Origin of the sequence: Nonomuraea gerenzanensis, assembly GCF_020215645.1 — a bacterium.
In the GTDB taxonomy this organism is placed as follows: Bacteria; Actinomycetota; Actinomycetes; order Streptosporangiales; family Streptosporangiaceae; genus Nonomuraea; species Nonomuraea gerenzanensis.
This window is the reverse complement of record NZ_CP084058.1, coordinates 2,675,481-2,700,458: the sequence shown is the minus strand read 5'-3', so window position 1 is coordinate 2,700,458 and position 24,978 is coordinate 2,675,481. Positions and strand designations below refer to the sequence as shown.

Here is a 24,978-nt window from a genome sequence, read left to right as displayed (position 1 = left end):
CCGCCCAGCGCGCGCGGCACGTCCGCCGGCGCGCCATCCCGCCATGCCCTGAGGAGCAACATGACTTCCGTCGTGGAGAGCACAGCCGTCACCTCCGTCGTGGCGAGCAAGGTCGTCCTGATCACCGGCGCGAGCAGCGGCATCGGCCGCGCCACCGCGCTGCGCCTGGCCCGCGAGGGCCACCAGGTGGTGCTCGGCGCCCGCCGTGAGGACCGGCTCGCCGAGACCGCCGCCGCCGTCGCGGCCGAGGGCGGCAAGGCCGACGTGCGGCGGCTCGACGTGACCGACCGCGCCGACGTGGCCGCGTTCGCCGACGCCGCCGCCGAGCGGCACGGCAGGATCGACGTCCTGGTCGGCAACGCGGGCGTGATGCCGCTGTCCCGGCTGGACGCGCTGCTGGTCGAGGAGTGGGACCGCATGATCGACGTCAACGTCCGCGGCCTGCTGCACGGGATCGCCGCCGCGCTGCCGCACTTCCAGCGGCAGGGCGCGGGTCACTTCGTCACCGTGGCCTCCATCGGCGCCCACCAGGTGTCGCCGACGGCGGCGGTCTACTGCGGCACCAAGTACGCCGCCTGGGCGATCACCGAGGGGCTGCGCCAGGAGCTCGACCCGAGCATCCGCGTCACCACCGTCTCCCCTGGCGTCGTGGAGTCGGAGCTGGCCGGCACCATCAGCGACCCGCTCGCGCGGGAGACCATGCGCGCCTACCGGGCGGAGTCCATCCCGGCGGACAGCATCGCCCAGGCCATCTCGTACGCGATCGGCCAGCCGCCAGGTGTGGACGTCAACGAGCTGGTCATCCGCCCGGCCAGGCAGCGCTGAGCTCAGCCGAACCCGTTGGGCAGGCCCTCGCCCTCCGGCTCCAGCGCGTAGGCGAGGCCCGCGTCGATGTCGCTGTCGAACCCGGTGCGGTAAGCCACCTCGTAGGCGTTGTCGCCGAGCAGGTCGCGGGCCTGCGCCTCGCAGTCCTTCCTGGCCGCCACCCAGGCCGGCACGTCCACCTGCGCCCGCCCGTGGGTGCTCCAGAACCGCTGCGCCAGCCCGAGCAGCCGGGCGGCGCGGTGCGCCCGGCCTGCCGCGCCGGCCGCCACGGCCAGCAGGTCCACCGTCAGGCCGATGCCGAAGCTGTCGTGCAGCCGCCGCTTGGTGCGCAGCGCGGCCTGACCGTAGGCGATGGCCGCGTCCAGCCGCCCGCCGGCCAGCTCGACCTGGCCGCGCAGCAGGTCGGCGTGCGAGCGGATGAGCAGCTCGCCGCGCCGGTCGCACAGCGTGCGCAGGTCCTCCAGCACCGCGATCGCGTCGTCGTGCTGGCCGCCGATCGTCAGGGCGTGCGCCCGGCAGATCAGGGACAGCAGGTTGGCGATGGTGAGCGGCTCGTCGGCCCAGCGGTCGCGGTACGCGGGCTCGGACTCGGCCATCGCCTGGATCGGGTTGCCGCGGATCACCCCGAGCGAGGCCCGCAGCGCCCTGACGCACCGGTCCGCATAGGCGTCGCCGGCCCGCGCGGCCGGCTCCAGCTCGGAGGCCCTGGCCTCGACGCTCTGCGCATCGCCCTGCGTGGCCGCCAGCAGGCCGTCGGCCCACAGCGCCTGCACCAGCGCCGGGCCCGGCCTGGTCTCCAGGGCGAGGGCCTGGCTCAGGTAGTGGCGGCCCTCCTTGGCGTAGCCGCAGCCGTACCAGTAGAAGGCCAGGGTGCCGGCCAGCTCCAGCGCCGGCAGGCCGTCCTTGGCGGTGAGCGCGACCTCCAGGGCGGCGCGCACGTTGTCGTGCTCGCCCACCAGGCGGTCGTACCAGGAGACCTGGCCGGGGCCGAGCCAGCCGAAGGCGCCACGGGTGGCCATCGCCAGGTAGTGCTCGCGGTGGCGCTGCTTGAACCGGCCCTCCTCGCCGAGGTCGCGCAGCCAGCCCGCGCCGTACTCGCGCAGGGTGTCGAGCATCCGGTACCGCTCGCCCGCGCCGGTCGGCAGCCAGGTCAGGATCGACTCGTCGGCCAGCGCGTCGAGCAGCAGCCCGATGTCGGCCTCCGGCAGCCGCTCGTCGGCGCACACCTCGCGGGCGGCCTCGGCGTCGAAGTCGCCGGCGAACACCGACAGCCGCGCCCACAGCAGCCGCTCGGCCGGCTCGCACAGCTCGTGACTCCATCCGATCGCGGTCCGCAGCGCCTGGTGCCACGGCGGGTCGGCCTGAACGGCGGCCTCGTCCTCCAGCGCGGTGAAGCGGTCGTCGAGCCGGTCGGCCAGGTGCGCCACGGACAGGTCGCGCAGCCGCGCCGCGGCCAGCTCGATGGCCAGCGGGATGCCCTCCAGCCGCCGGCACAGGCGGCCGACGGCCTCCTGGTCCTCGTCGGCGAGGTCGAAGCCGGGCACGACCTCGGCGGCGCGCTCGGCCAGCAGCGCCACGGCGTCGCCGGTGGCGGGCTCGGCGGCCCCCGCGGGCGGGACGGGCAGCGGATCGACCGCGAACACCAGCTCGCCCGGCGCCTCCAGCGGGCGGCGGCTGGTGGCCAGCACGCGCAGCCCCGGCACCGCGTCGAGCAGTGTGGTGACCGTCCTGGAGCAGGGGCCGGCCAGGTGCTCGCAGGTGTCGAGGACGAGCAGGACCTCCCGGTCGAACAGGTGCTCCGCCAGCACCTCGACCATGGGGCGGGTGGTCTGGTCGGTGAGCCGCAGCGCCTCGGCGATCGCGTGCGGCAGCAGCGAGCCGTCGACCAGCGGCGACAGCTCCACCAGCCAGGCGCCACCGCTGAACTCGGGCCGCAGGTCGGCGGCGGCGCGCAGGGCCAGGCGGGACTTGCCGACGCCGCCCACCCCGGTCAGGGTGACCAGGCGCGATCGCCGGCACGCGCGGCGAACCTGGTCGACCTCGCCGCGGCGCCCGATGAGGCTGGTCAGCTCCGCCGGGAGGTTGCCCGCCTGCCACTTGCCTGCCATCGTGATCGCCACCCATCGGCTGAAGTTGTGACAGCAGCTTGCCGGATACTGTCGCACTCCGTCACTAAAAGTGAGAAAGTCATCACGCACCCGATGCACGTGATGGTGCGCCCGTGCCGTGGGTGACGTCAAGGTGTCCCGGGCCCTCGCCGGGCCCTCGCCGGGGCGCGCCCGTGGCTCGGGCGCGCTCCGGCCGCGGCTCAGGTTCCGTAGGCCTTGACCTCCAGCAGGCCGACGGAGCTGGCGCCGGTCCCGGTGAGCAGCACCCGCAGGCGGGTGGTGCCGGTCGCGGTGAAGGTGACGGAGTTGTAGGCGTTCTTGGTCAGCGGGTACGCCGACGCGCCCGGCACGTCCACGTACGCGCTGCCGTTCCAGGACTGCAGCTTCCACGACGCGGGCATGTCGATGCCCTGCTCGTCGTCGAAGAAGTACACCTCGGCCCGGTTCAGCGTGCGGGAGGAGGACCAGGTGAGGTCCACCCACTGCTGCCCGGTCTCGGGCCAGCAGCCCCAGCGCGGGTTGACCGTGTCGTTGGAGGAGGGCGGGTCGATGCCGTCGTTGATCGCGGCCACGCTCTCCCAGGAGGAGGTGTACGACGCGCTCGCCGTGGCCGAGGCCGCCAGGTTGGCCGGCGGCTGGACGCCGCCCCGGTTGTGCACCTTGATCTCGGTCAGGCCGGTCCTGGCTCCGGAGGCGGCCGTGGCCAGCACCCGGATCCGCTGGGCGGTGACGGCGGGGAACTGCACCACGTTGTAGTTGGCACGCGGCGCGGCCGGGGTCTTGGCCTGGGAGGGCACGCCGACCCAGGCGCTGCCGTTGTGGAATTGGACGTCGTAGGAGGCCGGTGCCCGGTAGGTGGCGCTAGCCGGGCGGCTGTCCTTGAAGTAGAGCCGCACCTCGTCGAGCGTGCGGGCGGTGCCGAAGTCGAGCTCGTACCAGTCCTGGCCGGCGGTGGTGCCGCCCCAGAACGGCTCGTTGATCGGGTAGCCGTCCACGGCGCCCGCGGTGGAGCTGCCCGAGGCGGTGGTGGAGGCCGTGGCGGTGGCGCCGGCGGCCAGGTTCGTCAGGTTGGCCGTGAGGTCCACGCCGGCCTTGGCCAGCATGTCGACCATACGGGCGCTGGTGTGGCTGACCTGGGTGGGCGCCTGCAGCCCCGGGACGGCCACGTTGTGGGTGACGGTGCCGCCGGTGGTGACCGCGCCGGTGGCCGGATCCCAGGTGAACGGCACCAGCGACGACACCGTGGCCGCGCGGCTGCCGTTGACGTAGATCGAGTAGCCCTCGGGGACGCCGGGGTAGCGCACGACGCCGTCGGCCGGGTCGTCCCAGACGATGGTCAGGTCGGCGTTGCGGTAACGCAGGTTGTTGACGGTGAAGTGGGTCCAGCCGATGTTGATCGGCGAGAGCTCCACCTTGGCGTCGTTGCGCGGCCGCAGCCCGGCGACGTCCTCGACGACGGTCCAGTTGCTGCTGCCCAGGATGTTGTGGTGGATCCAGGAGCGGTAGGTGATCGAGGAGCCGTTCCAGTCGGCCCAGAACTCGTTGGCGTCGGGCCACTGGGTGTTGCCGTTGACGTACTGCGCCCAGGCGTTCCAGTAGAGCAGCTTCTTGTACCAGGTCGGGTCGATCCACTCATTGGGGTAGTTGCGCAGCACCGAGGAGAGCAGGCGGAACTGCACGGTGGAGTTGATGGTGGAGAAGTTGTTGCTGCCGGTGCCGGAGGCCGCCTTGTCGGCCTGGTTGGCGGTGTAGAAGGGGAAGATCGGATACTGCGCCGGGTCGTCGAACAGGCGCAGGGCCTGCCGGTAGGTGGCGGTGTTGGGGATCGCGCCGACGGCGAACGGGTAATAGTTGTTGATCTCCTTCCACGGCACCCATTCGTTGGTGGACTTCAGCCGGTGCTCGAAGAGCTGCCTGCCCGGGTTCCACAACACGTTGACGATGGCGTTCTGGATCTGGGTGGCCAGCGTGCGCAGCTCGGCGCCCTTGGCCTGGTTGCCGACGGCCTCGTAGGCCTGGGCGGCGGCCAGCGCGCCGCTGTACTGGTAGGCGGCCTCGGCCCGGTCCATCCGGCCCGGCTTCCAGTGGAAGGACACGGCGTCGGCGTCGTTGCCGGTCAGGGCGCCCCAGTCGTACTCGATGAGTTTGTTGTCGTCGGTGTCGTAGTGGGCGAGCTGGCCCTTGACGTCCTGCTCGGCGTAGCGGGCCAGGCTGGCGGCGATGGCCGGCTGGCCGCCGTGGATCTGGTAGCTCTTCCAGGCCGCCTCGCCGATGTACTGCGTGTAGCTGTTCGACCAGTTCTCCGGATCGCCCGGGTTGTCGAGGAAGCGGCCGTTCTTGGAGATCTGGCCGACGCTCAGCCAGTCGCCGTAGGAGTAGATCGGGTTGCGCAGGTACTTCAGGTCGTCGATGTGCATGGGCTGGGTCAGCGCGATCGCGTTGTTGTAGCCCAGCACGCCCTCGGTGGAGGTGGGGAACTGGAAGGTCTGCCCGGGGATGTCGGCGTCGAGGTGGTTGAAGCGCATCAGCCACCAGCGGTAGTAGATGTTCTTCTTGATGCCGGGCTCGGGCACGTCGATGTAGGGCACGTTCTCGGCCCACCAGCGGTTGTACGCGCGCACGTGCGTGGCGAACGCGGTGGCGGCCGAGTAGCCGGCGTAGGCGTCGTACTCGGTGCGGGAGGCCGGGATCTCGCTGGTCACGAAGCCCATGACGACCTTGACCGTGACCGTGGCCCCGGCGGCGATGGTGAGCGAGCGGTTGAGCCCGCCGCTGGAGACCGCGCAGCCGTCGCAGGTGAGCCGGGGGTAGAGGGTGGTGAGGTTGTTGTAGGCGTTGACCTGGCCGGTCAGCTCGCCGCCGGTGCCGCTGGTCGCGTACGGCGAGGTGGCCCGCAGTTGCAGCGTGGTGGAGGCGGAGCCGCCGTTGGTGATGGCCAGGCCGGCCACGGCCACGTTGTTCTCGGTGATGAACTTGGTCTGGTTGACGGTGATGGAGCCGCTGGTGTGGCGGCTCTTCCAGTGGCTGGGGGCCTGCCAGCGGGAGCTGACCTGCTCGGTGAACGTGCCGGGGGTCAGCGCGACGGTGAAGGCGTTGCTGTTGCTGATGCTCTCCCAGTACGCGGCCTGCCCGGCGAAGCCGAGGGTGCCGGGGGTGTGCGTCTTCATGAACAGCGCCCGGCCGCGTGTCATGAGCCAGGTGCCCGCCGGATCGTTGCCGGAGCGGGCCAGCAGGCGGTCCATCCAGAAGTCGGTGCCGGAGCTCTCGGCGTCGTAGCCGGCCTGCATGTAGTTGCCGGTCGTGTACGTCCCCGGCGGCGCGGGCACGGCCGGGCCGCTGAAGGTGGGGTAGCCGATGGTCTGGTCGGCGTACGCGGCGGGTGCCGTCACCAGAGCCAGGACGAGGAGCAGGGCTGACAGCGCGCGTCTCACGAGAAGGCCCTCCATTCGAGGACGCCGGTCGAGTAGCCGGATCTGGAGGTGATGCTCAGCCGCAGGCGGGTGGTGCTGACGGGGGTGAACGTGGCGGCGTTGAAGGTGTTGGCGGCCACGCCGCATCCGGACGAGCCGGGCACGTTGACGTAGGCGCTGCCGTTCCAGAACTGGACCTGGCAGGAGGCCGGCAGGTCGATGCCCAGGTTGTCGTCGAACCAGTACACCTCCGACCTGCGGATGGTCTGCGCCGTGGGCCACTGGTACTCGATCCACTCGCTGCCCTGGTGGTTCCAGTTGCCGTAGGCGCCGTGGCTGTGGTCCTGGGAGTTGGCGGGGGTGTAGCCGTCCTTGATCGCGCCGAGCGTCTCCCACGGCGAGACGTAGGAGGTCGAGGGCGTGGCGCTGGCCGCCAGGTTGCCCGGGGTGACCGGGCCGCCGGTCTGGACGACCTTCTGCATGGTGCCGTCGGCGTTGAAGTACAGCTTGTCGATGGTGACCGAGCGGCGGAAGTTGCCTCCGCCCGGGGCGGCGGCGTTGTGGTAGACCATGTACCACTGGCCCTTGAACTCGATGATCGCCGGGTGGTTCGTGGTGGAGCTGACCTGGTCGAGCACGACGCCGCGGTGCGTCCACGGGCCCAGCGGGTCGCTCGCCGTGGCGTACCTGACGCAGGCGTAGTTCGGCTGCGAGCAACCGGCGTCGTTGGCGGCGTAGGCGAGGTAGTAGACGCCGTTGCGCTTGAACATCCAGGGGGCCTCCCAGAAGTTCGACACGCCGCTCGGGGTGATGATCGAGCCGTTGATCGAGGTCATGTCGGCGTTGAGGCGGGCGGCGCGCAGCCCGTAGTAGGAGCCCCAGTACAGGTAGACCTGGCCGTCGTCGTCGGTGAAGACGGTCGGGTCGATGTTGAGCGGGGCGGAGTCGGGGGTGCTGTCGCTGATCAGCGGGCCGCCGATGGCGTCGGTGAACGGGCCCGTGGGGCTGTTGCCGACGGCCACGCCGATGTTCATCCAGCCGGGGCCGTTGCCGTTGACGGAGGTGTACCAGTAGTAGCGGCCGTCCGCGCCGCGCTCGACCTCACCGGCCCAGGCGTCGGCCCCGGCCCAGGCGAAGTTCGAGACGGCCAGCCTGGCGCCCTGGTCGGTGAAGGTGGCGGCGTCCGTGGAGCTGAAGACGTGCCAGTCGCGCATGACGAAGTTCGTGCCGCCGGTCGGGGCCTCGTCGTGGCCGGTGTAGAGGTACAGGGTGTCGCCCACGACCAGCGCGGCCGGGTCGGCCGTGTAGATCGCGGTGGTGATCGGCGCGCCCGCCAGCGCGGGCCGGGCATCGGTGAGCAGGAGCAGGAGTGCCATGGCGATGGCCGCCGCCCATCGTCGTCTCATGTGTTCGCCCCTTACGGAATGTGAGCGTTAACAGCGATGACTCGGGACAACCTAAAAGGTTTTCGGGAAAGTAGACCGCCCACCTGAGGACTGTCAATCATTGTCTGCAACGCGTCGCACTGCCACTGACGTGCCGGTACGTGATTCCGCGACCGCTGATCAGCTAGCGAGCATTTGGTCACAGTTCAGTATCAGCCGAAAAGGCTTTCGGTGGCCTCGACACGAACACTGACCTGCGCGGAGAATCCCCGCGATCGTGAGATGTTCCGAGAAGTAGCTCCTGACCTTTGAGGATCTTTGTGGGACACGATCGCGAGGACCGGCGGGTCAGCCGCCGGCGGATGATCACCGGGATCGGCTCGCTGGGGTTCGGCGGCCTGTTCACCGCCGGCGCGCAGGCCACGTCCGAGCCCGACACGTACGCGAAGGCCGACGCGCTGTTCGCCAAGGCCCGCACCTGCACGCTGGCGCCCAGCACGCAGCAGGGCCCCTACTACTTCGAGACGCGCGCGCTGCGCAGCGACCTGCGCGAGGACCGGCAGGGCGTGCGGCTGCGCCTGGCCATCAAGGTGCAGGACGGCCAGACGTGCCGGCCGCTGCCCCGGTCGGTGGTGGAGATCTGGCACTGTGACGCGGCCGGGCTCTACTCGGGCGCCGAGGCGGAGTCCCGCGACGCGCTCAGCGGCAAGGACACCGGCAAGATCGAGCCCGGCGAGAAGTTCGCCGACATGCGGCCGTCGGACCGCAGGCGTTACCTGCGGGGCACCCAGGTCGCCGACGCCGACGGCATCGTCCGCTTCACCACCGTCTGGCCGGGCTGGTACCCGGGCCGGACCGTGCACATCCACGTGATGGTGGTCGTGGACGGGACACGGGCGCTGTGCACGGAGCTGATGTTCGACGAGGCGCTCAACCGCAAGGTGCTGGCGCTGCCGCCGTACCAGGGTCACGAGAAGCCGCGCGACACCTTCAACGGCAACGATCCGATTTTCAAGGACGGCATGCTCGCGCACGTCACCCAGGACGGCGACGGCTATCTCGCCGTCATCGTCCTGTCCGCCGGCCCCGACCGGGACGGCGGCTAGACCCGTCGTACGACGTGCAGGAGGTACTCCTTCCTGTCGAGCGGGTTGTGGTCGGTGCGCGGGCGCTCGGGGATCGGGCCGCGCACGGGCTCGTAGCGGTCGAAGCCGTACTCCAGCACGCCCTCGCCCCTGGTCAGCCCCGGCAGCCGCTGCTCCAGGCCGTGCACCCGGGCCGCCGGGATCTCCCCCTCCACCACGGACCCCGCCCCGGTGCGCGGGGTCGCGCCGAGCCCGGCCAGCACGGGCAGCACCGCGCCCAGCGTGTCGGGCGGCAGCTCCAGGCGGAAGCGGTGCAGCGGCTCGTACACCGTGGTGCCCGCCCGCCGCAGCGCGGTCATCAGCACCAGCGGGACCAGGTTGCGGAAGTCGCCGGCGGTGCTCGACATGCTCTTGTCGAAGCCGCCGTGCGCGTGGCTCTGCCTGGCGTAGTAGCCCGAGTGGGTGAGCGTGACCACGCAGTCCACGACCTCCCAGCCGTGCAGTCCCTGCCTGAGCGTCTCGTGCACGGTCTCCTCGATCGTGCGCATGAACGCGTACGGCAGCGAGCCCAGCTCCACCTCCAGCCGGAACCGCACCCCGCCGCCGATCGGCCCCGGCTCGACGCGCAGGCCGACGGTGGCCAGGAACGGGTTGGGGGCCACGGCGATCAGCTCGGCGGCGGCGCCGGTGCCGGAGGGGCGCTCGACGCAGATCGTGGTGGACTCGCGGAAGGTGACGTCCAGGCCGTAGTCGGTGGCGAGGGTGGCCTGGACGACCTCCTTCTGGACCTCGCCGTAGAGGGAGACCGACACCTCCTGGCGCAGGTCGTCCTGGCGCAGGGCGATCAGCGGGTCCTGCTCGGCGAGCTGGGTGAGCGCGAGGAGCAGCGCGCCCCTGGCGGCCGGGCGGCTCGGGATGACGACGGTCTCCAGGGTGGGCGGCGCGAAGTGCGGCTCCCTGGCTTCACTACGCGCTTCTCCTGCCTCCCCGGTCGCGGTCCCGGTCTTGGGCGGGTGGCCGGCGGTGTCGCCGATGCGGACGTCGGTCAGGCCCCAGAGGCGGGCGATGCTCCCGGCCGTCACCTCCTGCCGCCGCACGGACGCGCCGCCGTCGAAGACGCTGATCGCCGTGACCTTGCCCGTCCGGCGGGAGCCCGGTTGCGCCCCGCCGCCGGGCCCGGGAGCGCCGAAACGCCCGGCGGCTTCCGCGGCGTCGAAGACGAGCCGGTCGCGCGTGCGCAGGGTGCCGCCGAACATGCGCAGGTAGGCGACCTTCTCCCCCGCCGGACCCCGCTCGACCTTGAAGACCCTCCCCCGCACCGGCCCCTCCGGATCACCCTGGGCGGCGGGCAGCAGCTCCTCGATCCCCGCCATCAACGCCTCCACCCCGGCCCCCGTGATGGCCGAGCCGAAGAACACCGGATGCGCCACCGCCCGCCCGGTCTGGGCGACGAGCTCGGCACGCAGCCGGGGGTAGGTCAGCGCGCTCTCGTCCCGCACGTACGCGGCCAGCAGCGCATCCTCCTGGCCGCTGAGCACGTCCAGCAGACTCGCCGCGAAGGACCCCTGCCCGTCGAACGGCGTGAAGGCGGCGGTAGCAGTGCCGAGGCCGCTGGTCGCGCCCATGGCGATCGCCCCCGGTGACAGCTTGGCCGCGATCTCCCGCAGCACCCCGTCATACCGGGCACCCCGACGGTCGATCTTGTTCACGAAGATCAGTGTCGGCAGGCCGAGCCGGCGCAGCGTACGCATGAGCACGCGGGTCTGCGCCTGCACCCCCTCCACCGCCGACACCACGAGCACGGCCCCGTCGAGCACGTCGAGCACCCGCTCCACCTCGGCGATGAAGTCGGGATGGCCGGGCGTGTCGATCAGGTTGACCGTGGTGCCGCCGACGGGGAACGAGACGACCGCCGACTTGATCGTGATGCCGCGCCGGCGCTCCAGCTCCAGCGAGTCGGTCCGGGTGTTGCCCTCATCGACGCTGCCGAGCTCGTCGATCACTCCGGCGGCGTGCAGCAGCCGCTCGGTCAGGCTGGTCTTACCGGCGTCTACATGCGCCAAGATCCCCAAATTGAGCATTCGCACCGAACGTCATGTCCTCTGATTGGCTGACTCCTTCTGTCTCGTGGGACACGACAGTTGCCCGCATCTCTGCTCCTCAGGGTCGTCCGAACTGCCGTCAGGACACCAGAGCCGCTCCGGGGGTAGCAACCGATTTACCCGCCGCTAAGGTGATACACCGTTCACGACGAGAGGATGATCCGGTGGACGGTAGCGGTGGGCTCGCCGTGCCCGAAGTGGTCGAGACGCCCGGCAGGACACAGTCGCCTGCCAACGGTCTGGTGCGGTGGTTGCTGAAGCACCGGGTGCAGCCCGTCGGCCCCGAGACGGCGGAGGGGCACGCCCCGCCCCAGGCGTGGTGGAAGGTCATGTGCCTGACCGGCGTCGACTACTTCTCCACCCTGGCCTACCTGCCCGCCATCGCCGCGACGGCGGCCGGGGCGCTGTCGCCGCTGGCCACGCTGCTCATCGTGGCGCTGACCCTGCTGGGCATGCTGCCGATGTACCGGCGGGTGGCCAAGGAGAGCCCGCACGGGCAGGGGTCGGTGGCCATGCTGGAGCGGCTGCTGCCGTTCTGGCAGGGCAAGCTGTTCGTGCTGGTGCTGCTGGGGTTCGTGGCCACGTCCTGGATCATCACGATCACGCTGTCGGCGGCCGACGCGTCGGTGCACGTCGTGGAGAACCCGTTCTTCCCGAGCTTCCTGCACGGCCACGAGGTCCTCCTGACCGTGGTGCTGCTGCTGGTGCTGGGCGGGGTGTTCCTGCTCGGCTTCACCGAGGCGGTCGGCGTCGCCATCCCGCTGGTGGCGGTCTTCCTCCTGCTCAACGCCGTGGTCGTGGCCGTGGGGCTCGCCGACGTGTTCGGCTCGCCCGACGCGCTCGCCACGTGGACCGGCGCGCTGTTCGAGGGGCGCGGCGGGTTCGGCGGCATCATCGGGCCCGCGATCCTCGCCTTCCCGCTGCTGGTGCTGGGCCTGTCCGGGTTCGAGACGGGGGTCAGCATGATGCCGCTGGTCGAGGCCAGGGGCGCCACCGCCGCGGAGCGGCTGGAGTCGCGCATCCGCAACACCCGCAAGCTGCTGACCGCGGCGGCGCTCATCATGAGCGTCTACCTGATCGCGACCAGCTTCGTGACGACCGTGCTCATCCCGGCCGAGGAGTTCAGGCCGGGCGGGGCGGCGAACGGCAGGGCGCTGGCGTACCTGGCGCACGAGCGGCTCGGCGAGATGTTCGGCACCGTGTACGACATCAGCACGATCCTCATCCTGTGGTTCGCCGGCGCCTCGGCGATGGCCGGGCTGATCAACATCGTGCCGCGCTACCTGCCCGGCTACGGCATGGCGCCCGAGTGGGGCCGGGCGGTGCGCCCCGTCGTGCTCGTCTACACGCTCGTCTGCGTCGTCCTGACGATCGCCTTCGACGCCGACGTGGACGCCCAGGCCGGCGCGTACGCCACCGGCATCCTGGCCATGATGGTCTCCGGCGCGATCGCCGTGACGATCTCCGCCGCCCGCATGCGGCAGCGGCGGGCCGTCGCCGGCTTCACGGTGCTGTCGCTCGTCCTGCTCTACGCGCTGGTGGAGAACATCAGGGAGAAGCCCGACGGCATCGCCATCTCCGCCTTCTTCATCCTCGGGATCATCATCATCTCGCTGATCTCGCGGGTCTCGCGGACGACGGAGCTGCGGGCCGACCGGATCGAGTTCGACGAGGCCGCGCGCCGGTTCGTGACCGACTCGCTGGCCCACGACGGGCAGCTCAACCTGATCGCCAACCGCCGGCAGCACGGCGACCAGGCCGAGTACGACTCCAAGGAGTTCGAGCAGCGCGGCATGAATCCGGTGCCCGGCCGGGCAGACGTGCTGTTCCTGGAGGTGGACGTCATCGACCCCTCCGAGTTCAGCAACGTGCTGCGGGTGCACGGCGTGCAGGTGGGCAAGCACCGGGTGCTGCGGGCCGAGAGCCCCGCCGCGCCGAACGCCATCGCCGCCATCCTGCTCGCCCTGCGCGACGCCACCGGGGTGCGGCCGCACTGCTACTTCGAGTGGGCGGAGGGCGCGCCGCTGATGCACATGTTCCGCTATCTCATCCTGGGACGCGGTGACACGGCTCCGGTCGTACGGGAGATCGTCCGCGCCGCCGAGCCCGAGCCGGGACGCCGGCCCGGCATCCACGTCGGCGGCTGATCAGAGCGTCGCGTACGCGGCCCGCACGGCGTCGCGCACGATCACGTAGCAGTCGCAGGACCGCGACTCCAGCGCCGCGCGGTCCTCGATGACGATCGTGCCCCGGCGGTAGGAGATGCACCCCTCGGCCTGCAGCTCGCCCGCGATCTCGCTGACCGAGGCGCGCCGCACGCCCAGCATCTGCGCCAGGAACTCCTGGGTGAGCTCGAAGGTCTCCCCCCGCATGCGGTCGGCGGTCATCAGCAGCCACCGGGCGCAGCGCCGGCGCAGGCTGTGCGAGCGGTTGCACGCGGCGTTGCGGGCGAGCTGGGTGAACATCACCTGCGTGAACCGCTGCATGGCCAGCTGCAGGCAGCCGTCGAGCACGGCCACGTCGTGGCGGAACCGCTCGGCGCTCATCGCCAGCGCGCGCCCGGCGACCTGCACGGCGGCCCGCTCCGCCGGCGGGCCCGCCCGCAGGAAGACCGGCAGCCCGACCATGCCCTCGTAGCCGATCGTGGCCACCTCCACCACCGTGCCGCCGCCGACGTCGGTCACCAGTGACACGACGCCGACCAGGGGGAAGTAGACCTGGTCGATGCCGGCGCCGGCCTCATGCAGCACCGATCGCAGCTCCAGGTCCACCAGGCTCAGGTGCCCTGCCAGCCTCTCCCGATCAGCGGGTGGGAGCGCGCCGAGGATGAGATTGCTGCGCAGCTCGTCCGCCGTCGGCTCCATCGCGCACCTCCTAGGTCATCCTCACATCAGCGGGCGTCAGCCCGCGAACGCGGGCCGGGGCATCGTGACCCGGGCCCACGGCGGCAGGGCCACGCGCATCATGCCGGCCGCGCCCGGCACCATCACCAGCGCGGTCAGCGCGTCGGCCAGCACCTCCAGCGGGAGCACGAAGTCCACGCAGCCGGTGGCGATGGCCGCCGAGGGCATCTGGAAGCCCAGCTCGCCGCAGCTCGCCTCGTCCTGGGCCAGCACGCGGCCGCCCGCGCCCTTCACGCTGCGCACGCCGGTGGCGCCGTCGTCGAGCCGCCCGGTCAGCACTGCGGCGATCACCCCCGGCCCGAACACCTGAGCCGCCGAGGCGAACAGGTCGTCGGCCAGCCGGTGCCCCGCCACGCGCCGCAGCGACACCCGCCCTTCCGCGTCGAAGACCGCCCGCGTGCGCCCTGGGACCACGTGCACGGCGCCCGGCGTCAGCCGGCGCCCGTGCCTCAGCGGCACGACGGGCAGCGCGCAGCGCCGCGCCAGCACCGGGGCGAGCCGGTCGTCGGTGCCGTCGGGCCGGTGCTGCACCATCACCACGGGCACGTCGAACGCGCCCGGCAGGCGTTCCAGCAGCTTCCCGTACGCCTGCACCCCGCCGAGGGAGGCCACCAGGCACACCACGTCGAACGCCCCCCGGGGCGCTGCCGCGCTATGTACGGAACCTGACACAGCACCAGCCTACGCCTTCCGGTCCACCTGCCTGCGCTACTATTTGGGCGATCGCCCAAGTCGAACGTCCAGGAGGAAACACATGGCCAATCCCGCCGCCGAACGCGGCAAGGCCACCCGCCAGCGGTTGCTCGACGCGGCCGTCGCCCTCGTGCCCGAGGTCGGCTGGGGCGGCGTCAGCACCCGGCTCGTCGCCGAGCGGGCCGGGGTGGCGCCCGGCGTGGTGCACTACCACTTCGCCTCGGTCACCGACCTGCTCATGGCGGCCTGCCTCGGCTTCACCGCCGCCCTGCTCGACCGGCTCGCCGCGGAGCTGTCCGCTCAGCCGGACCCCGGCGAGGCGGTCGGCTGGCTGCTGGGCGAGCTGTCGCACTACAGCGGCACCGACCCGGCCTCGCTGCTGGTGGTCGAGCTGTACCTGGCCGCCACGCGGATTCCGGAGCTGCGCGAGCGGCTCGGCGAGCAGGTCGGCCGGTTCCGCGCCACGGTGGCGTCCTGGCTGGCCGAGCGCGGCTACCAGGGCGACCCGGCCGCGGCGGCGGCGATGCTGGCCGCGTCCGTGGACGGCATCATGCTGCACCGCGCCCTCGACCCCGGCCTCGACCTGGCCGCGCTGGGCGGGCCGCTGCGGGCCATGCTCGGGAAGGGAGCATCGTGAGGACCCTGATCTGCGGCGCCGGCATCGCCGGCCTGACGCTGGCCTGGCATCTCGAACGCGCCGGCTGGCAGGTGGAGCTGGTCGAGCGGGCGGCGGCGTTCCGTGACGGCGGCTACATGATCGACTTCTACGGCCCCGGTCATCAGGTGGCCGAGCGCATGGGGCTGCTGCCCCGCCTGCTGCGCGACCGCTATCCGGTCTCCGAGCTGCGCTACGTCGACCGCCACGGGCGGCCGACCAGCCGGCTGCGGCTGGGCGCCGAGCTGGCGGACGTGGTCAGCCTGCTGCGGGGCGACCTGGCGCGGGCGATCGCCGACGACGTACGCGCGCCCGTCACGTACGGCACCACCGTGGACGGCGCCGAGCAGCACGCGGACGGCGTGACGGTGCGGCTGTCCGACGGCACCACCCGCGAGGTGGACCTGCTCGTGGGCGCGGACGGGGCCCGCTCCCGGGTGCGCGAGCTGGCGTTCGGCGAGGTCGCGCCGCGCTACCTCGGGCACCAGGTGGCCGCCTGGATCGTGACGGACGCGGCCCTGAGCCGCCGCATCGGGCAGCGCTACCAGCTCCGCACCGAGCCGGGCCTGATGACCGGCGCCTACGCGCTGCGCGACGACCGGCTCGCCCTGCTGTTCCTGCGCCGCGAGCCGTCCCCCGCCCTGCCCGCCGACCCGGCCGACGCCCTGCGCCGCCACTTCGGCGGGCTCGGCTGGATCCTGCCGGAGGTGCTGGCGCGGGTGCCGGGGCCTGGGGAGGTGTACCACGATCTGGTGACGCAGGTGGAGCTGGAGCGCTGGCATCACGGACGGATCGTGCTGCTGGGGGATGCCTGCCAGGCGGTGTCGCTGTTCGCCGGTCACGGGGCGAGCATGGCGATGGCGGCGGCGTGGGTGCTGGCCGACGAGCTGACCGGCGGGAGGGCTCCAGCCGACGAGCTGACCGGCGGGAGGGCTCCGGCCGGCGAGCTGACCGGGGGGAGGGCTCCAGCCGACGGGCTCGCCGTTTCAGGTGATCCGGCCGACCTGGCCGCAGCAGCGGAATTGCCCGATGCCCTCGCCCGCTACCAGGCGCGGATGGCCCCCGTCATCGGCGACGTGCAGCGCTTCGGGCGGCGCTTCATCCACTGGATGGCCCCCTCCAGCCGGTGGCGCATCCACGCCCGCGACCTGCTCTTCCGCCTGGCCGCCTACCCCGGCGGCAGCCGCCTGTTCGTCAACTCGCTCAGCCCAGGCGGCCACCACCTCATCAGCCCCCGCCGTCCCTGATCACGGGCGACAGGCCACCGAACTCACGCCGCAGAGTCCTCCTCATCCTCCCTCTCATCCCCGCCACCACCGTGGTCCGGCGTCTGCGCGGCGGCCCTGAACCGGGCGCAGCGCGCCTCCAGCTCCCGTTCGTCTTCCAGAATCCACTGTTCGATCATGGTCAACGAAGTGATCACACGCCGGCCGGCGATCGGGCCGACTTGACGCAGACTTTTCACCCCAGCAACTCGACCGTGCCCCGCTCGCCGTCCACCCTGATCCGATCGCCGTCGCGCAGCCGCATGGTGGCGTTCCCGGTGCCGACGACGGCGGGGATGCCCAGCTCGCGGGCGACGATGGAGGCGTGCGAGAGGGGCGCGCCCAGGTCGGTCACCACCGCCGCCGCACGCGGGAACATCGGGGTCCAGCCCACGTTCGTCAGCGTCGTGACGAGGATCTCGCCGGGCTTGAGCCGCTCGCCCTCCTCCGGCCCCGAGATCACCCGGGCGACGCCCTCCACCACGCCCGGCGCGCCGGGGAAGCCGGTGACGGTGTCGCTCACCGGCGCGCCGGCGCCGCGCGCGTCGTAGAGGTCGGTGCGCCGGTCGGGGTCGGCGGCCCAGCGCACGGGGTCGAAGCGGCCCACGATCAGCGCCGGGTAGGGCGGCAACGCGGCGTACTGCTCGTAGGTGGCCCGCCGCACCGGCACCCGCTCCAGCGCGGAACGGTCGCCGCGCAGGAGCGCGAGCAGCTCGGGCAGGTGCAGGAAGAACACGTCGTCGCCGGCGCCGCTCAGCTCCCCCGCCCGTACGGTGAACGCGCGCAGCACCCAGAACGCCCGGATGTTCTCCGACCGGGCGGTCTCCCTGTCGCGCACGACCGCGTTCCACCGCCGGACCCGCTCCCGCATCCGGGCCTGCTTGCCCGGATAGCGCTGCGCGAAGCGCGCCCACGCCTGCTCCCTGGCCTTGCCCTGCCGCTCCAGCAGCGCCTCGGTGTCGGCCCGCAGGTCGCGCAGGCCGGCGAGCTGGGCCTCGATCCACGCCGGATCCTCCCCTGGCCGGGGGATGGAGACCTCGAACTCGTGCGGGCCGCGATGCCCGTACCTGCGGGCGAACTCCTCCCTGCTGATCTCGCCGCGCGCCAGCCTGGACAGGCCCATCAGCGGCCCCATGCTGGCCAGCTCGCCCTCGGCGTTGACGCCGGTCAGCATCGCCTCGGCGGCCACCTCGCCCATCAGCTTGCGCAGCCGGTCGCGGGTGTAGACGAGCGCGGCGCCGCCCTGGCGGCCCGCGGCCTCCAGCAGCTGGGAGGAGGTGACCACGTGCGGCCGGATCTCCCGCTCCCACAGCTCGGCCAGCTCGGCGGCCGACCCGGTGGCGGCGACGCGCTCGCGCAGCTCCTCGCACCGCGCGGGCGAGGCGGCCAGGAACGCGTGCATGTGCTTCAGGTGCCGGGCCACGCGGCGCCGGATGCTGATCGCCATCGGCACCGCCTTCCTGATCAGCTCCCACCGCGACACCGGCACCAGCGGCACCTCCAGGCCGGGCGGCATCCGGCCGAAGACCTGGTCGATCACGCCGAGCCTGCTCTTCATGCCCAGGGCGGCGGCGATGGAGTGCACGATGCTCAGGTTCATGTAGAAGCGCCCGCCGATGTTGCCCACCAGGTCGAAGCCGGGCAGCGTCGAGGCGGACATGGCCTCCTCGATGAACAGGCGCACGTACGACCAGGTGATCGGCGTCATCACGTCGGGGATGGCCTCGCCCAGGTTGCCGCCGGTCCACAGGTAGTCGCCCTTGAGGCTGTCGTTCCACTCCTCCAGCCTCGGCTTGAGGCCGGTGATCGGGCGGGCCTGCACGATGGCGAACGTGCCCGCGCGCCTGGTCCACTCCACGTCCATGGGGGTGCCGTACAGGCCCTGGACGCGGGCGCCGAGCGCGGCCAGCTCCAGGGCCTGGGTGTCGTCCAGGACGGGCGCGCCGCGCAGCTCCTCGGGCACCGGTCGTTCCTCTGTGCCGCCGGCGGTGCGCACGGTCATGACGGTCTTGTCGCCGGCCCGCGCCTCCGTGACCTTGCCGTCGGAGACGGTGATCGTGTCGGGGGTGACCTGGCCGCCGACGACCGCCTCGCCGAGGCCCCACGAGGCGTTGATCACGGTCTCGCCGCGCGCGCCGGTGACCGGGTTCGCGGTGAACAGGACGCCCGCCGCGTCGGCGTCCACCAGCTCCTGGACCACCACGGCCAACGCCACGTCGTCGTGCGGCACGCCGTGCTGGTCGCGGTAGGCGATCGCGCGCGGGTTCCACAGCGAGGCCCAGCAGCGCCTGACCGCGTCGAGCAGGGCGTCGCCCCTGATGTTGAGGTAGGTGTCCTGCTGCCCGGCGAACGACATGCTGGGCAGGTCCTCGGCGGTGGCGGACGAGCGCACCGCCACGGGCACGTCGTCGCCGAGCGCCGCGTACGCCCGCCGGATCTGCCCGGCGATCTCCTCCGGCACCTCGTGCGCGGCGAACAGCGGCGGGATCCTGGCGGGATCCTCGGCGGCGGCCCGCAGGATCTCCTCGCGGAACCCCGCCACGAACGCGCGGTAGGCCTCGGTCGTGACGTGGAACCCGCCGGGCACGGGCAGCCCGGCCCCGGCCATCCTGGCCAGGGAGGCGCCCTTGCCGCCCGCGGTCGCGAGATCGGCCGCCCGGTCGTCGAGAGGAAGTACGGCCCTCACTGCACACGCTCCTTAGAGCCCAGGGAGGCGTCCAGCTTGCGCTGGGCCACCTCCGCTGCGGCGTCGAGAAAGTCGAGGGTGGCGCGCGCGACCGCCTCGGCGTCGGCGGGCGACAACGGGCGGCCGGCGCTCAGGGCCCGCTCCACGGTGTCGGCCACCAGCTCCGCCACGCGGTCGTCGGACGGCACGGCGTGGTCGGGCAGGGCCGTCCGCATGAACAGGAACCCGTAGACGATCGAGCCGATGGTCACGATGTGGTCGCCGGGGTCGTCGCGGATCGCGCCGAGTCTCACCAGCCGGGCCAGGTACGGGGCGAAGGCCGCCTCGCTCTGCGGCCAGCTGGTGCCGCTGCGCTTCTGGCGGGTCAGCTTGCCGAGCACCTCGGAGTCGCCGGTCAGCGCCGCCTGGAGCAGCGGACGCCGCAGCAGCCCCCGCGCGTACTCGCCGAACAGCTCGCCCGGCGTGGCCGGCGCCCTGTCGCGCAGCTCGGCCATCATGTGCACGCGCTCGCGGCGCAGCAACGCGGCGAAGATCTCGTCGCGCGTCTTCCAGTGCAGGTAGATGGTGCCCTTGGCAACGCCTGCGCGCTTGGCGAGGTCGTCGATCGTGGTCTTGTCGTAGCCCCAGCGCAGCACCAGCTCGGCGACCGCGTCGAGGATCCGGTGCGCCCGTGCGAGCTGGTGCGCCGGGTCCCGTGGTGGCCGCCCTGCCCTGGCCATGCGCCTCACCCCATTTGTTTGACCAGATAAGACTAATTGGTCAATTTATTAAGCACAAGTTCACCCCACGGCACTCCGGGGTGAACCTGCGTTCAGGCGAGCTTGGCCAGCAGCGTCTCGGCCTCGGCGGCGAACACCGGCTCGCCGGTATCGACGGCCGTGGTCAGCAGCCGGCGGGCCAGCTCCAGGTCGCCGCGCTCGTACCTGATCTCGCCGAGCCTGCAGGCGGCCTCGGCGACGAGCTCGGGCCGCTCGCTCAGCCCCAGCGTCAGCTCGTAGTAACGCAGCGCGCCGTCGCGGTCGCCGAGCCAGTAGCACAGCTCGCCGAGGTGCGCCGCCGCCATGCCCGACTCGGAGTCGCCGGCGTCGATGACGCGCTGGTACCAGGTGAGCGCCTCGGCGAAGTCCCTGCTCCGCTTGGCCAGCGCGCCCAGGTACATCGCGGCCAGCGCGCTGAGGTGCCCCGCGCCCTCCTCCACGGCCCTGCGGTACCAGGCGCGCGCCCGCTCCTCGTCCTCCTCGTGGTACGTCTGCCCGAGCGCGATCATGGCCCGGGCGGCGAGGTCGTCGTCGCCGGCGTCCAGCACGCGCAGGTACACCTGCCTGCCCTCCTCGACGTGCCCGGCGCCCACCAGGGTCTGGGCGTACACGCTGAGCGAGGTCGGCTCGCCGTTCTGCGCCGCCTCGCGCAGCGTGCGCAGCGACGCCTCGGTGTCGCCCTGGCGCTCCTGCAACATGCCGAGCAGGCTGCCGAACACCCCGGGCGCCGGGCTGTCGGCGTCGCCGGCGCGCCGCTCGGCCAGGTCGTAGAACGCCTCCGCGTCGCCGGCCGAGTCGAGCAGCTCCAGCAGCCTGCCGCCGGCGACGAAGCGCACGTCCGGGTCCTCGTGCTCGTTGAGCCGCTCGTACGTGGCGCGCGCCGCCGCCGTCTCCCCCAGCTCCGCCAGCCGCCCGGCCGCCTCCAGCTCGCTGTACGGACCCGAGCCCGCCAGCTCGAAGTAGCCGGGCACGGCCGCCGGGTCCGCGCACCGGGCACCGAGCGCACGGGCCTGGACGGCGCCGTGCTCGCCCATCAGCGACAGCACCTCCAGCGCCGCCGCGTGCTCGCCCCGGTCGCACAGCTCCTGGGAGATGCCGTTCAGCGCGTCCAGGGCGGTCTCGCCCATGCCGGTGCCGAGCGCGTCGGCGAACGAGCGGGCCGCGGGCAGCGCCAGGCCGTCCTCGTACAGCCAGACACCGCGCCGCACGTGCGCCTGCGCCGCGGCGTACGGGTGGCCGGAGCCGACGGCCAGGCCCAGCTCCCGCTCGGCCCCGTCGGCGTCGCCCAGCTCGCGCAGGGCCGTGGCCAGGTCCAGCCGCAGGGACGCGGCCAGCTCGGGCGGCCCGGCCTCGATGCCCTTGGCGTACATGCCGGCGGCCTCGCGCACCTCGCCCCGGGCGCCGAGCGCGCCGCCCCACGCCCAGTAGCCCATCGCCACGGTCTCCGGGTCGCCGGTGCCCACGGCCCGCTCCGCCTGCTCGATCGTGGCGCCGTGGTCCTGCTCGTCGAGCAGGTGCAGGAGGAGCTGCCGCAGGCACGCCAGGTCGCCCGCCGCGGCCGCCTCCGCCAGCAGGCTCCTGGCCCGCCCGGTGTCGCCGCGCTCCACGAGCAGGTCGGCGGCGAGGGCCGCGGTGGCGGGCAGCCCGGCCGTGGCGGCCTCCAGCGCCCCGTCGAGGTCGCCGCGGCGATGGCGGACGACCGCGATGTTGCCCCAGGCCGCGCCCGCCGTGGCCGGATGGCCGGTGGCGGGCAGGAAGGACAGCTCGGCGCGGCAGTTGTCGCCTTCCTCGGCGATGGCGGCGCCGAGGCCGATCGCAGCCTTGGCGGCGACCTCGGGCTCGCCGTGCTCGACGACCAGGCGGTAGAGCGCCGGCGTCCGCGAGGCCCTGATCATGATCTCGTCCATCGCCTCCGCGCGCTCGGCGGGGCCGAGGGTCTCCAGGAGACGGCCCACCTCGCGTACGTCGTCGTCGTGCAGCGCGAGCAGCAGCGCGGCCAGCGGCTGCGACCCGGTACGGCCGATCAGCGCCGCCAGCGCGCCCGGCCTGTCGCCCTCGGCCAGCAGCACCCAGGGCAGCTCCTCCGGGACGGCGCGGCCGAGCAGGTACCGGGCCACGGCGGCGGCGTGCTCGTCGTCGTCCTGCGCGGCGGCCCGCTCCAGTGCGAAGGGGCCCGATTCCGTGTCACCCGCCGCCAGCAGGCAGCGGCCCGCCTCCAGCATGATCTCCGGCTCCGCGCCGGGGTCGAGCGCCGCCGCCCGCTCGTAGGCGGCCCTGGCGCCCGGCAGGTCGCCGGTCTCGGCCAGCAGGCTGCCGAGCAGGCACTCCGACATCCCGGAAACCTCGGGCGGGGCGGCCCGCATGACCGCCAGCGCCCCCTCGGCGTCCCCGCGCCGCCGCAGCCATCGCGCGAGATGCAGCGCACCCTCGCCACCCAGCGCCGCACCGGCCAAGCGCTCGTGGCCGTCCGCAGCGCCGACGTCCTCGGCCGTGCGCTCGTGGCCGTCCGCAGCGCCGAAGGCGTCGGCCAGGCGTTCGCGGGCCTCCTCCACGCGCTCGCACTCCACCAGCGACTCCGCGATCATCAGGGTCAGCTCACCGTCGCCGTCCGGCACGCGCCCGAGCACCTCCACGGCCTGCGCGTGCTCGCCCAGCTCCCGCAGGACCGCACCAGCCGACCGCAGCGCCACCCCGTTGAGATGCTCGTCCTCCCCCAGCGCCCCCATGAACGCCTCCACCGCCCCGCGCCGGTCACCGGCATCGCCCCGCAACGCCCCGAGCAGGCACCCGGCCTGCTGGCGCTGAGCGGGCTGCCCGGCACCGGCGACCAGCGCGAGCGCCCCACCGGCGGCGTCGTACTGACCGGTGCGCTGCCAGGCGCTCGCGCACTCCATGGCGAGCACCCCGGCCATCGCCCCCTCCTCCCCCTCGGGGAACGCCCGCGCCGCCGCCTCGAAGTCACCCCTGAGCACCAGCCGCCCGAAACCGCACAGCTCGTCGTCACCCAGCTCGAAGGCGGCCAGCGCACCGGCCACGTCGTCGAGCCTGAGCCGCCCGTACGCCAGCGGCAGCGCCGCGCGCCCCGGCTCCCCCTCGGCGATCACCCGCTCGTGCAGCCGGCAGGCGGCGAGCAGGTCGCCCTGCAGCTCGTACACCGTGCTCAACCCGGCCGCCGCCTCGAACCGCAGCCCCCGGTGCCCCGCCGTGCGGGCCACCTCGTACGCCTCCCGCGCCTGTCCCGGATCCTCCTCGGCGACCAGCCCGCCCAGCGTCCACCCCACCCAGGCAGCTAGCGCGGGATGCCCGTCCACCAGCGCCTCGCGCAGCAGCTCGACCGCCTCCGCCCGGTCGGCGAGCACGTCCTTGCAGATCATCGCCGTGTACGACAGCGCCAGCGGGTCACCGCTGCGCGCCGCCGACAGGAACAGCTCGCGCACCTCGGACAGGTCGTAGCCGATGGAGGTGAGCACCTGCGCGAACACGGCGGTGCCGATGGCGGCCACGCCGGGGTCGGGGTGCCGCGCGGCCTCCTGGTAGCGCTCCAGCCCCTCCTCCCTGCCCAGCCGCTGGTGGTCGAGCATCGCGCCGAGCACCGGGTGCGGCTGCGCGCCGGACGAGCGCAGCAGGTGCAGCAGGAACGCCGCGTTGAAGCCCTGCAGCACGTCGTCGCCCTCGGCCACGTACGCCAGCAGCTCGTCGGCCTGCTCCCGGTCCCCCTCGCCCAGCTCCAGCTTGGCCAGCACCACCATGGCGCGCAGCGACTGGGCGGGCGCGCCGGAGTCGGCGGCCCTGCGCAGCAGCCGCCTGGCCCTGGCCAGCTCGCCGGCCTTGAGCGCCTCGATGCCGTCGTCGACGTCCTGGAGTGCCAGCTCCTCGACGGGGTCGGCCAGCGGCTGCTGCCTGGCGGCGTGGTCGAGCAGCAGGGCGGCCTTGAACGCGGCGTCCTGGTCGTCGTGGGCGGCGGCCAGGCCCAGCAGCTCCATGATCTCGTCGCGGGCCCCGGGGTGCCGGTCGAGCAGCAGGCCGAGCAGGTTGACGCAGGCGGAGGCCCACTCCTCGGCGCCGGACTCCAGCACGGCGCGCACCGCGGCCAGCGCCTCGTCGGGCTCGCCCGCCTCGGTGTGCAGCTGGGCGAGGCAGGCCTGGGCCTGCGTGGCGTACTCGCGGTGGCCGCTGGCGATCACCCGGTCGAAGATGGCCCTGGTCTCGTCCTCGTCGCCGAGCTGCGCGGTCACCTTGGCCAGCTCGATGAGCGAGGGCAGCCGGAGGTCCGGCCTGGGGTCCTCGGCGGCCACCCGGTAGGCGGCGGCGGACTCGGCGTACTCGCCCAGGTCCACCAGCACCGCGCCGAGCAGCTTGTGCGCCATGGCGCGGTGCTCCTCTGAGCCGACGGCGATGGCGTGCTCGCACGCCTCGCGCGCCGCGTCGAAGTCGCCGTCCTCGGCGTGGAGCTGGTAGAGCCGGAACGCCGACAGCGCCACGATCTCCGGGTCCCCGCAGGTGAGCAGCGCCTGGTAGTCGTCCTCGTCCTCGGCCGCCTCGTACAGGTCGCGGGCCGAGGCCGGGTCCTGGTGGAACTCGGGCAGCTCCAGGCGCGCGGCCAGCTCGGCCACGGCGGGGCTGTGGCACCTGCGGGCCCGCTCCAGCGACTCCTGCGCGCCCTGCGCGTCGCCGAGCTGGGTCAGCACCAGCACCAGCGCCGTGTCCGCGAGCGCGGCCACCTCGAAGTCGGCGCCGTCGGAGGCGATCATCAGCACCCGGTGCGCCGCGGCCCACTCCTCGGCGGTGACCAGCATCATGCCCATGGCGATGGCCGAGCGCTGCCCGAACACCGGGTCGCCGGACTGGATCACCGACCGGTGCGCCGCCTCGGCGCCCTCCAGGTCCCCCTGCTCGTGCAGGAGCCCGGCCAGCAGGTGGGAGGCCTCGGGGTCCCCTGTGGCCGCGATCTGCCTGAACAGCGCGGCGGCCCGGTCGAGGTCTCCCGCTTTCCAATGCTCCATGGCCGCGTCGAGCTGTTCTGACGCCATAACTCTCCCCAATGTCGCTGAACAATGTGAAAAAGCTACAGATGTGTCATCCGCGTCACAGCGCATTCCGAGA

At 72.9% G+C, this 24,978-nt stretch carries 15 protein-coding genes; 5 read left to right on the top strand and 10 right to left on the bottom strand.

Features of this window, described 5'->3' with window-relative positions; translation table 11 throughout:
- Positions 1 to 60: 60 nt before the first annotated feature.
- Positions 61 to 825: an SDR family oxidoreductase gene (locus tag LCN96_RS12955; RefSeq protein ID WP_225272843.1), complete on the top strand. Its 765-nt coding sequence runs from the start codon at positions 61 to 63 to the stop codon at positions 823 to 825.
- A 2-nt stretch (positions 826 to 827) separates the two neighbouring features.
- Here the strand turns inward: LCN96_RS12955 and LCN96_RS12950 are convergent, their stop codons facing one another.
- The 3 genes from LCN96_RS12950 to LCN96_RS12940 all read right to left on the bottom strand — a co-directional run bounded on the left by LCN96_RS12950 (position 828) and on the right by LCN96_RS12940 (position 7,749).
- Positions 828 to 2,933 (bottom strand): ATP-binding protein, encoded by a 2,106-nt coding sequence (locus tag LCN96_RS12950; RefSeq protein WP_225272842.1) that lies wholly within the window; start codon positions 2,931 to 2,933, stop codon positions 828 to 830.
- Positions 2,934 to 3,133: 200 nt separating this feature from the next.
- A complete protein-coding gene (locus LCN96_RS12945) occupies positions 3,134 to 6,364 on the bottom strand; it encodes a galactose-binding domain-containing protein (RefSeq protein ID WP_225272841.1) in 3,231 nt (1,076 codons plus the stop codon).
- Positions 6,361 to 7,749, bottom strand: coding sequence for a family 43 glycosylhydrolase (locus LCN96_RS12940; RefSeq protein WP_225272840.1), 1,389 nt, complete (start codon positions 7,747 to 7,749; stop codon positions 6,361 to 6,363). The genes LCN96_RS12945 and LCN96_RS12940 overlap by 4 nt, the downstream gene beginning before the upstream one ends.
- A 299-nt stretch (positions 7,750 to 8,048) precedes the next feature.
- Here LCN96_RS12940 and LCN96_RS12935 point away from each other — a divergent pair, with 299 nt between their 5' ends.
- On the top strand, positions 8,049 to 8,834 hold the full coding sequence (locus LCN96_RS12935) for a peptidase associated/transthyretin-like domain-containing protein (protein WP_225272839.1): 786 nt from the start codon (positions 8,049 to 8,051) through the stop codon (positions 8,832 to 8,834).
- On the opposite strand, the gene LCN96_RS12930 is transcribed toward LCN96_RS12935, so the two are convergent.
- Entirely contained in the window at positions 8,831 to 10,900 is a 2,070-nt protein-coding gene (locus LCN96_RS12930; protein ID WP_311132266.1) for an elongation factor G, read from the bottom strand. The genes LCN96_RS12935 and LCN96_RS12930 overlap by 4 nt on opposite strands.
- Before the next feature lie 179 nt (positions 10,901 to 11,079).
- On the opposite strand from LCN96_RS12930, the gene LCN96_RS12925 reads away from it, so the two are divergent.
- On the top strand, positions 11,080 to 13,062 hold the full coding sequence (locus LCN96_RS12925) for an APC family permease (protein ID WP_225272837.1): 1,983 nt from the start codon (positions 11,080 to 11,082) through the stop codon (positions 13,060 to 13,062).
- Here the strand turns inward: LCN96_RS12925 and LCN96_RS12920 are convergent, their stop codons facing one another.
- Both LCN96_RS12920 and LCN96_RS12915 read right to left on the bottom strand, forming a co-directional pair.
- Positions 13,063 to 13,779: a Crp/Fnr family transcriptional regulator gene (locus tag LCN96_RS12920; RefSeq protein ID WP_225272836.1), complete on the bottom strand. Its 717-nt coding sequence runs from the start codon at positions 13,777 to 13,779 to the stop codon at positions 13,063 to 13,065.
- 36 nt (positions 13,780 to 13,815) lie between these two features.
- Positions 13,816 to 14,490 carry a chemotaxis protein CheB gene (locus LCN96_RS12915; protein WP_225272835.1) on the bottom strand — a complete coding sequence of 225 codons (675 nt, stop codon included), beginning with the start codon at positions 14,488 to 14,490 and terminating at the stop codon, positions 13,816 to 13,818.
- An 82-nt stretch (positions 14,491 to 14,572) separates the two neighbouring features.
- Between LCN96_RS12915 and LCN96_RS12910 the strand changes: the two genes are divergently transcribed.
- Together LCN96_RS12910 and LCN96_RS12905 are read left to right on the top strand one after the other, a co-directional pair.
- Positions 14,573 to 15,148 (top strand): TetR/AcrR family transcriptional regulator, encoded by a 576-nt coding sequence (locus LCN96_RS12910; protein WP_225272834.1) that lies wholly within the window; start codon positions 14,573 to 14,575, stop codon positions 15,146 to 15,148.
- The gene (locus tag LCN96_RS12905) at positions 15,145 to 16,413 is read left to right on the top strand and encodes an FAD-dependent oxidoreductase (protein ID WP_225272833.1); all 1,269 of its coding nucleotides are present in this window, start codon (positions 15,145 to 15,147) and stop codon (positions 16,411 to 16,413) included. Before LCN96_RS12910 ends, LCN96_RS12905 begins: the two co-directional genes overlap by 4 nt.
- Before the next feature lie 23 nt (positions 16,414 to 16,436).
- Here the strand turns inward: LCN96_RS12905 and LCN96_RS12900 are convergent, their stop codons facing one another.
- From LCN96_RS12900 to LCN96_RS56520, 4 genes are all read right to left on the bottom strand, one after another.
- Entirely contained in the window at positions 16,437 to 16,577 is a 141-nt protein-coding gene (locus LCN96_RS12900; protein WP_225272832.1) for a hypothetical protein, read from the bottom strand.
- A 50-nt stretch (positions 16,578 to 16,627) separates the two neighbouring features.
- Entirely contained in the window at positions 16,628 to 19,117 is a 2,490-nt protein-coding gene (locus LCN96_RS12895) for a PEP/pyruvate-binding domain-containing protein (protein ID WP_225272831.1), read from the bottom strand.
- Positions 19,114 to 19,836: a TetR/AcrR family transcriptional regulator gene (locus LCN96_RS12890; RefSeq protein WP_225272830.1), complete on the bottom strand. Its 723-nt coding sequence runs from the start codon at positions 19,834 to 19,836 to the stop codon at positions 19,114 to 19,116. The genes LCN96_RS12895 and LCN96_RS12890 overlap by 4 nt, the downstream gene beginning before the upstream one ends.
- A 92-nt stretch (positions 19,837 to 19,928) precedes the next feature.
- Positions 19,929 to 24,905, bottom strand: coding sequence for a tetratricopeptide repeat protein (locus LCN96_RS56520; protein ID WP_263657472.1), 4,977 nt, complete (start codon positions 24,903 to 24,905; stop codon positions 19,929 to 19,931).
- Positions 24,906 to 24,978 lie beyond the last annotated feature (73 nt).